This is a genomic window from Chamaesiphon polymorphus CCALA 037 (assembly GCF_003003845.1).
GTDB classification, from domain to species: domain Bacteria; phylum Cyanobacteriota; class Cyanobacteriia; order Cyanobacteriales; family Chamaesiphonaceae; genus Chamaesiphon; species Chamaesiphon polymorphus.
The window spans coordinates 1-9,010 of record NZ_PVWO01000222.1; the positions used below are offsets into that span (position 1 = coordinate 1).

The window sequence follows — 9,010 nt, forward strand, 5'->3', positions numbered from 1 at the left end:
GGGTTGGGGGGGTAACACAGCCTCCAACGAAGTCTATTAAACTTAATCTTTGCACCACAGCCCCACTCTCCCAAACACTCATCGATCGACATGACTAATGTTACAGAATCTCGCAGTCGAATAATGAAATCGTCGAATCCCCCAGATAACGATTGGCGATTGCTGTTGCGACTAGTGCCCTATGCTCGTCGTAGCGGTAAATTATTTCTGATATCATTTGGCTTGTTAATTCCATTAGCTATTTCCAATGCTATCCAACCCTTAATTATCGGTCAGGCAATTTCTAAAATAAGGAATGAAAAAACCTGGGATTTTGTGAGTAGTTTATCGATGTTGGACGGGTTAAATTTACTCACATTACTGCTGATGGCGACAGTAGTTGTGAGATTGATTTTAACAGCGGTACAAGGATATACCGTCCAACGGATCGGCCAACAAATTACTGCCGATATTCGGAACGATTTATTCGATCGAGTCACTTCGTTAGCGGTAAGATTTTTCGATCGGACGCCTGTGGGTAAGTTAATTACTCGCTTGACTAACGATGTCGAAGCTTTGGGCGATGTATTTACGACAGGCGCGATCGGGATTATCAGCGATCTCTTTTCGATCGTCGTGATGCTTTACTATATGTTTACGCTTCAGTGGCAAATCGCCGTGATATTGTTAATCATGTTAGTACCTGTCGGGGCAGTAGTCATTTATTTTCAGCAGGAATATCGCAAAGCGAACTATCGCGGTAGAGAAGAGTTATCGCAACTCAATTCGATGGTACAGGAAAATGTTGTCGGTATTAATGTCGTGCAATTGTTTAGGCGCGAAAAATATAATGCCGAACTATTTCGGACGGTGCGCGATCGATATATTAAAGAAATCGATAAAACTAATTTTCACGATTCGGCGGTATCGGCAACATTAGAGTGGATTTCGCTCGTCGCGATCGCGGCGGTGCTGTGGGTGGGGGGTTTGCAGGTGCTCGATAAAACTTTAGATTTTGGGACTCTATCGGCATTTATTTTATATGCCCAAAGATTGTTTGAACCATTGCGCCAGTTTGCCGAGAAATTCACAGCGATTCAATCGGGATTTACGGCGGTAGAGCGCATCAATGATATTCTCGACGAACCGATCGAAATTCAAGATATCGCCGAAGCTCAAAGTCTGCACCTGACTCATGTCGATAGCGCGTCTCAGGGCGAAATTCGCTTCGAGCATGTCTGGTTTGCTTATAAAGATGATGATTATGTAATTCGCGATTTGGATTTTACCATCAAGCCTGGTGAAAAAATTGCCTTAGTCGGCCCGACTGGTGCAGGTAAAAGTTCGATCGTGCGCTTGCTCTGCCGTCTGTACGAGCCAACTAGGGGGCGGATTTTAATCGATGGGGTAGATATCAACCAGATTACTCAAGCCGAACTCCGTCGCTATTTGGGCGTGATTTTGCAGGATGGCTTTTTGTTTGCAGGCGATGTCAAAATGAACATTACGCTGGGAGAAGAATATACAGAAGCCGAAATTCTTCAGGCGGCTCGATCGACTAATATCGATCGATTTATCGACCAATTACCTGAAGGCTACAATACGCAACTTCGCGAACGCGGTTCCAATCTCTCCGCCGGACAAAAACAGTTAATTGCCTTTGCGCGATCGGTCATTCGCAATCCTCGCATTTTGGTACTCGACGAAGCTACCGCAAGTCTAGACGTGGGAACGGAAGTCTTAATTCAAGACGCACTCGATCGACTAATTGTCGATCGCACGGCAATTATCATCGCCCACCGTTTATCGACAATTCGGAATGTCGATCGGATTTTTGTCCTCAAGCAAGGCGCATTAATCGAATCCGGCTCCCACGAAGAATTAATCGATGGCGGCGGCTTGTATGCTAGCTTGTATCAGTTGCAAATGTTGGGAACTTAGATAATTGATAATTGATAATTGATAATTGATAATGCAATTCAACTTTTCCCTCACTCCCCGTCCACCCATCCACCAATCGGGACTTGAGAATTTAGCGCACCAAGCAGGAGTCACAGGTAATGGTTGTCAGAACTATCTACCCATTACCCATTACCCATCCACCTGCTCCCTGTCTCCCAACTCCCAACTCCCAACTCCCAACTCCCAACTCAAAATATTTCTTCAGAAAGATTGACAAATCTCGACGGAGCGATGTAATATATATTTAGTGTGAGGAGCGAATCAAGAAGAAGACCGAGACGAAACACGGCCAGTCGTCGGTCTTCTTTTTGGTTTTATATTTAGAACTTTAAACTGTTAGTTAGCCGCTAGATAAATTAAGCATTGAGAATGAATTTTTCAATGGTTGCGGCGACACCATCGGCTTCAATATCGGGAGCGACCCAGTTAGCGAGAGACTGGACATCACTAGGGGCATTACCCATGGCAACACCAATGCCAGCATAACCGAGCATTTCGACATCATTATAGTTATCACCGATCGCGAGGACATTCTCGGCGGTAATATTTAGTAGACTGGTAGCCAAATAATCGATCGCGGCACCTTTGTTAGCACCAGATTGGGTGGTTTCGAGGAAGATCGGCACGGAAGTTGTGACATGTAAATCTGACGGGGCATAGCGTTGGCGCAGCTCGACTAGTAAATCTTGAATCAATGCTGTATCTTCAGACATCGCCAGCAGTTTAGTCGGGCAATCGGTTAATAGCGTCCGCAGATCTTTGACTGCGGTGACTTCAATGCCACTGCGTCCGACATATTGCTCCGTATCGGCATTAATCTCGCGGACGTATAAGCAATCGTCACGATAGACATGAACTGATAATCGATCGAGTAATTCAGGTTGCTCGAAGTAATCGATTAATTCGCGAGCGATGGCGACGGGTACCGGATGGTGTCGATACCGCTTTCCCGTGGCGGGATCTTGAATCCAGGCACCTTGGTAGGCAATCAGGGGCATATCTGCGCCGATGTCATTGTGAAACCGCATTGCAGATTTATACATTCTGCCCGTTGCAATTCCCACGCGGACGCCTTTGGCTTGGGCGGCTTGAATAGCTTGTTTGACTCTGGTACTCACCTGATTAGATTTTCCCGCGATCGTGCCATCAATATCTAAGATTAGGAGTTTGATTTCGGCAGTACTTAATGATGACATGATGGTAATGTTGTGGATCTCAATCCCCCGTTAGGGTCTGATTTTCCATTCGATCGTACCATCAATCTCTTCATTACCTATTAACAACTAGTTAACAATCAGCGGCAAGATCAATCGATAGCCGCAACCATGAGCGATCGATTGAATTTTACCGCCATGGGAGGCCGCGAGAGTATGACTTAAAGATAAACCCAGACTAATCCGCAGATCCCAACTGAGTTTGGTATCGGTAAGATCGTGACGATCGATCTCGATCGATTGGCTGGGATCGCCAGCAAGTTGTGTGGGAAAATCGGCGTTGGGGAGGATCGCATTGGGGTCGTCAGTGGCGATCTGAATCTCGATGCCCTCGAGAACGGCGGCAAACTGGATCGAGATGTTTCGCTCGATGCTGCTGGCGTGAATCAAGCTCAGGCAGAGATAATAGACGATTTGACGGACTTTATCTTTATCTAGCAACCAGACGCGGGGTGATGGGTTTGTGCTCTCATCTGGCTGAGGGGTAGATATGGGACGATCGTCAGCCAAATCGAGTTTAATTTGTTGCTGCTTCTTAGTGGCGATCGATTCGAGACTTTGGATGGCTAGTTGACATAACATCTCTAGATCCACTGATTTGAGCGTGAGTTGGCGATCTGTGGCGTCAAATCCGCCTAGTTGCGAGATTTCATCGACGATCGCGACCAGTTGGCGACCGCTATGGTGGATAATGCCTAAATAATCTTTTTGCTTGCTACTTAACGGCCCGTAGATTTCTTGTTGCAAGACACTAGCCATTCCTAGTACGGATGTCAGCGGCGTCCGCAATTCTTGAGCTAAATGAGCGAGTAATTTAGACTGGATTTGAGTTTGGGCTAGTGGCGGCTCTGGGCGGCAATCGGCCACTAAATTGGGAATTGTATTCCCAGTGCGTGGTTTGTCGATCGAGCAGCTTGCTGGCGCAGGCTGAGGCGGATTTCCGGCGAATTGGCTCTGAGTGTGTTCGGTGGCGACGGCAGGATCGTCAAATCCGATCTTTACTTGCTCGTGGAGGTTGCCCAGCCGCCGCTCTAATTGTGCTTGACTTAATAATTTGCGCTCGAATTCACTCGCTACCAAGCGGCTGACTAGTTGCAATAGCTCGATATCGCGATCGCTAAATTGGCGCGGTTTAAAATCTAAAATCGCGAGCGTACCCAAGCAGTCGCGAGCGGCGGTAATAATTGGTACGCCTAGATAGGATTGCAGCTCGTGCATCCGGCACAACGATGACTGCGACAATTGCGGGTGTTGTTGGCAATTGACGATGCTCAGGCTCAGTTGACTGGTGAGGATGCGATCGTGACAGTATTCTAATCCAGCTAATTCTGAGCGTAAATTGGGTTTAGCAGGTAATACCAATCGTTCTAAGCCATATACAGAGGCAATTCGATCGCCAGATTCCACGATCGTTGTCAGGATTGCGACAGGTGCATCGGTGAGTCGCGCCACCTGTGCGGTAGCTTCGGTAAAGATTGGCACCTTCGATCGATCGATGCTCAATTCAGTAACTATCGGCGGATACTGTAAGGATCGAGATCTAGTTATATGGCGATCTGGGTTGATATCTAGATCTTGTTCTGAATTGAGCATGGGACGATTGCCCGGAATGGGATGTGTGAGTTTGCGACTGTCGGATGGAGAAGATATGTCTACATCTAAAATTCCCACGCAAACAGGGTAGAGCAACATTTTCGGGGTAGATAGTTGCAAGTGTTGGTTGGTATTGGCTTCCAGATTTCCGGAACGATTGCTAGTGAGAATGTAGTAGTCTCTAAGATTACTTATAGAAAAACACTATGAACTCCTCATTTTTCTCACTCGGTTTACTCTCTTTGACAACATTAGCTGCACTCGTTTCGCTCCCAGTTTCGCGCGCTAGTGCTCAATGTATTATGAATGACATGAATATTCAAATGACAATTAGTGGTTCTCGCCAACCTACCAAGCGCACTAATAATGTCACCCAAGGTTCTAGTGGTAATTGTAGTGGTAATGTTGTCAACTCTACCAACGTCCAAACCAATGTTGGGGGTACCGAGCGTGCGACTCAAGAGCGCAACAGCAATCAACAACTTAATGGTGGTGGTGGCAATCCCTCTGGTGTAAATGTACCGCCAGTTAAATTGCGTCAAAATGTTCAGATCGATGTCTACAATGCCGCAGATAAGCTACGTAGATAATTTAATCCTTAGTTATTAGTCATTACAAAGTCGATCGAGTGTGGGATAGTCTATTATCTAAAATTCAGATAGCTATCCCACCGACATGCTCTAATCGATCGATATTTAACAATTGAGGCCATACCTGGCTTTCAACTATCTATCAGTTACTACACGCTCTAAGTTGCGATTTGGCTCAAGAACTGGAGCGATTTAACAATATAACGCGCGCAGATCGGTGGAGAAGTTTGATAGAAAGCACTCCAAGCAAATGACTTGTATAAGTCGTAATTAGCCTGGTTAAAAGCCGACGCATCTAAAGGTATCGATGTCATTTTGGGCAAATCGACATCCAACCAAGCCAAGCGAACTGCGTGACCGATTAAAACATCCAACACTATATACTCTTCAATATTTAATGCTGGGTTGCGTTCGGATAAAGCTGCCAAGGCCATTAAAGCTTCAATGTTTAGTTGTCGATACTCTGGAGCGACAATCTTATTGAGTAAATGCTCGATTCTGAGTGCAAAATTTTTCTCGCCTGGTGTCATTTCTGATAAAATTATCGCACTATCGAGTCGATTTCTCTTTTCGAGTTTATCGCCGATCGCGATCCCTTTACAATGTTCTAACAATCGCCAGACACTAGGATAAAAATCTCGATCGACTCGATCGATCGTGCCATCTTTACGGCGTTGATATCGCCAATCGATCGTCGGGGTATCGAATTGACGTTCGATCTCGGTGATATCGCTAACGCCTGTCAGATCGCTCGTCCATTTAATCTGTTGCTGCGACTGATTTAAATGCAATGATTCTTGCTTGAATACCGTCTGACCGACACCTTGATAATCAGTCAATACTTGATGAAGTCTGGTTTGAATTTCAAACGGACTCAGACCCATCAATTTTTCATAAGCTTCATCTTGAGCGATACGTAATTCGATCGCCAATTCGCTAGTTAATAAGATAATTAGATATCCGACTCGGAGTGTCAGCAAACCTTTAACCAAAGTCGGTTGCGATTTGATTAATAAACCCAGATAGATAATAATTTCTTGAGTCAATACTCGATCGCGAATATCTTCACGGCAAAATTCATCGATTTTTTCGATAATTTCGGTATGAGACATCGGTCGATCGATCAGTGCGGCTTCGCTATAAGCCATCCCAACAGTTAATTGTTTGCCAGCGATCGAAATATCTGTCACGGCATCGGATAAACTAATCTCAACTTTATCTAATAATCCCGCAGCATACCGCACGATCGCCCAATGCGGACGATTGCTAAAATTACCTGCTTTGAAATAAACTTCGTCGAGTAAGTCGGAGACTGTTACTTTGACACCAGCACCGCCAAATCCAGTATTAAAATTTAAGCCCTTTAACTTAGTTAAAGTATGTAAGAGTTCGATTTGTTGGTAGATATTTTCCGAACCTCTGAGTTGTTTGAGTAACAACGTGATATTAGTTTCGGCTTCTAGTAAAAATTCTTGAGTACTGGTTAAGGGTTGGTTGCAATCGGGAGCATAAGCTAAATAATAGCGGTGCTGCGCGACTGGATTGGCAGTAGTCAGATCGAATTTAAAGTCGTGTAAATTATCGATCCGTTCTACTCCCGCCGTTAATTTTAATTGATTGAGATTCCCCAGTCGGATTGGTACCCCATTACATTTACCTTGCTGAAATTCGGCAATTAATTCTAGTAACGGCGAAGAATATTGTTGACCCTTAAATTCATCCTGTCCTTCTTGCAATAATGATTTAGTCAATAGTAACGTAATCGTCGGGCGACCCAATTGCGTCCACTGTTCGCTAATATAAGCAATTTCAGCCTTAATTTGCGAGATCAAAAAGTGATAATCAAAAGTTAGATAAAACTGCTGACTATCTAAGAATGCTGGGAGAAAGACAATCGTATCGCCGCAAATATTAAAGATGCGGGAAGTGGTCAGACTCCGCAAGCGTCGCACCGGACGACCAGTCAAACCCAGCTTATCATTCCGACCGATTTGGGTATAGGCGGCGGCTAATTCCGTAGACTGGCGGACTTGAATTGGGGCGATTTGCGAGGGTACTTGGGTAGCAATCCCGTACTCGGCTAGTTGTGCTTGCAACTCTTCATCTTCAGCAATCAGCGCGATTTGGACGGTACGGCGGCGTTTGTTACCGATGCGTAAATGGCGTCCGAGCGGATCGAGATCGCCAGGTGCTAAAAATCGATCGAATAACAATTCACCCAAGAAATAGAGGCTCTGCGCCCAGACTAAGGGGAGATTTTCATTCGGCAATCTTGTCTGCGAGTGGGGATGCGATCGCTCGGCGGCGATTAGTTGTTTGGGCACATAATATAATTCTGGTAACAATTGCGTACCATCCACCTCTACCGCAATTCCTGCCAGTAGGCTACGATATTTCTCGATCGATCCAGCATCGCCATTAAAGAGCGCATCTAAATATAAATAAGTAAAAAATAACGGCCATTCACACTCAATTCCCTCGAATTTGAGCAGTTCCTCCGGCTCGTAGTGCAGGCGGGTGGTATCTTCTAGTACCGTCTGATGTCCGTCGCGCAAAAATCGCTTACAGCCATATTTACCTTCTAACTTCTCGACAATCTTCGTCCGCGTGCGATTGACTAACTGCGGATCCACGACGGCAAAGGCGGGAAACCCGATAATACTCAACAAAGCCGCGTCCGTCTCCTTAGAACTCGACTCCCGTGGTAATAAAGAAGCCAACGTCAGTCGCGCTCTGGCAATCTCATCGGGTAAAACATGAATCACCGATGCCTGCGAACCTCTGGCTCCGAATAAATCTAACCCATTGATTGCTTCGAGCGCGGCTTTAGCCATCCCGATCGAACTCGCATTTAATTCTACACTGCCGTGATTGATCTTATCGCCGCGCTCCCACAGGCCGTAATCGGGAGTCCGATAGGTGCGCCCGATATAATAAACCAAATTTTGAACGAAATTGACTTCATCGAGAGTATAAATGACAGGCAACCCCGATGCGGTCATCTGCGCCAAAATCAGAATATATAAAGATGTCGCATCCAATTGGAGATGCCCCCACTCATCATCGCCGACGACGATATCGCCAGTGTGAGTACTATACTTAGCGTGGAGGGCATCTAAAGGCGATTGAGTCTGTTTGAATTGCTCCACCTTATCGGCTTGGCGCAACATGCAAAACAACAAGCCCCGCATCAGTTTGACAACGCTCTGCTCCAGCTCGTACAACCGCCCTGGCGGTGCATCTACTTTGCGATATGCCAACGCCAATCCCCACACAGCGAGGATGGTGTAGACGTTATCTCGCACCCAGGCATCTGTATAATCGCCATGGGCGGTAATGGCCGTACTGGCGGGGAATAATCCGGTAATCGGATTTTGGCGGCTGAGGATAATCGATTCAATCTGCTGATAGTATCGATCGAGTTGCTGAAAACGATTCATAGTGTGAGTTGCGAACGAGCGGTGAGGAAGGCAGAAGGCAGAGAATAGGTTTATTGTAGATGGCGAGCTGTGCCTAAATCTAAAAACTAGCAAAGCCAACATTGCCGATCTAGATACCCAGTTACCAGAAAATTTACAAATATTTTAAAATACTTGCCATTTTGCTGTTTATTCGTTACATTAGTACACATCGGCAGTTATAAATCTTTACACATCCTGGAGTTAAGACAAT

The 9,010-nt window shown here is 45.6% G+C and carries 6 protein-coding genes; 3 read left to right on the forward strand and 3 right to left on the reverse strand.

Translation table 11 applies throughout. The features are described from left to right. The first annotated feature begins 123 nt into the window (after positions 1–123). Together C7B77_RS16615 and C7B77_RS29310 are read left to right on the forward strand one after the other, a co-directional pair. Positions 124–1,920 (forward strand): ABC transporter ATP-binding protein, encoded by a 1,797-nt coding sequence (locus tag C7B77_RS16615; protein WP_106307110.1) that lies wholly within the window; start codon positions 124–126, stop codon positions 1,918–1,920. Between the two features lie 31 nt (positions 1,921–1,951). Next, a complete protein-coding gene (locus C7B77_RS29310; protein WP_146138363.1) occupies positions 1,952–2,155 on the forward strand; it encodes a hypothetical protein in 204 nt (67 codons plus the stop codon). A 142-nt stretch (positions 2,156–2,297) separates the two neighbouring features. On the opposite strand, the gene C7B77_RS16620 is transcribed toward C7B77_RS29310, so the two are convergent. Further along, positions 2,298–3,137: a Cof-type HAD-IIB family hydrolase gene (locus C7B77_RS16620; RefSeq protein ID WP_106307098.1), complete on the reverse strand. Its 840-nt coding sequence runs from the start codon at positions 3,135–3,137 to the stop codon at positions 2,298–2,300. Between the two features lie 87 nt (positions 3,138–3,224). After that, the gene (locus C7B77_RS16625) at positions 3,225–4,847 is read right to left on the reverse strand and encodes a GAF domain-containing sensor histidine kinase (protein WP_146138364.1); all 1,623 of its coding nucleotides are present in this window, start codon (positions 4,845–4,847) and stop codon (positions 3,225–3,227) included. Positions 4,848–4,954: 107 nt separating this feature from the next. Between C7B77_RS16625 and C7B77_RS16630 the strand changes: the two genes are divergently transcribed. Next, positions 4,955–5,338 (forward strand): hypothetical protein, encoded by a 384-nt coding sequence (locus tag C7B77_RS16630; RefSeq protein WP_146138365.1) that lies wholly within the window; start codon positions 4,955–4,957, stop codon positions 5,336–5,338. A gap of 158 nt (positions 5,339–5,496) precedes the next feature. Here C7B77_RS16630 and C7B77_RS16635 read toward each other — a convergent pair whose 3' ends face one another. Then, entirely contained in the window at positions 5,497–8,778 is a 3,282-nt protein-coding gene (locus C7B77_RS16635; protein ID WP_106307107.1) for a glycoside hydrolase family 15 protein, read from the reverse strand. Between the last annotated feature and the right edge of the window lie 232 nt (positions 8,779–9,010).

What these genes read in the sequence shown, in the direction of transcription:
- C7B77_RS29310 (WP_146138363.1), top strand. Translation starts at nt 1,952, where the DNA reads ATGCAATTCAACTTTTCCCTCACTCCCCGTCCACCCATCCACCAATCG.
- C7B77_RS16625 (WP_146138364.1), bottom strand. Translation starts at nt 4,847, where the DNA reads ATGTTGCTCTACCCTGTTTGCGTGGGAATTTTAGATGTAGACATATCT.
- C7B77_RS16615 (WP_106307110.1), top strand. Translation starts at nt 124, where the DNA reads ATGAAATCGTCGAATCCCCCAGATAACGATTGGCGATTGCTGTTGCGA.
- C7B77_RS16630 (WP_146138365.1), top strand. Translation starts at nt 4,955, where the DNA reads ATGAACTCCTCATTTTTCTCACTCGGTTTACTCTCTTTGACAACATTA.
- C7B77_RS16635 (WP_106307107.1), bottom strand. Translation starts at nt 8,778, where the DNA reads ATGAATCGTTTTCAGCAACTCGATCGATACTATCAGCAGATTGAATCG.
- C7B77_RS16620 (WP_106307098.1), bottom strand. Translation starts at nt 3,137, where the DNA reads ATGTCATCATTAAGTACTGCCGAAATCAAACTCCTAATCTTAGATATT.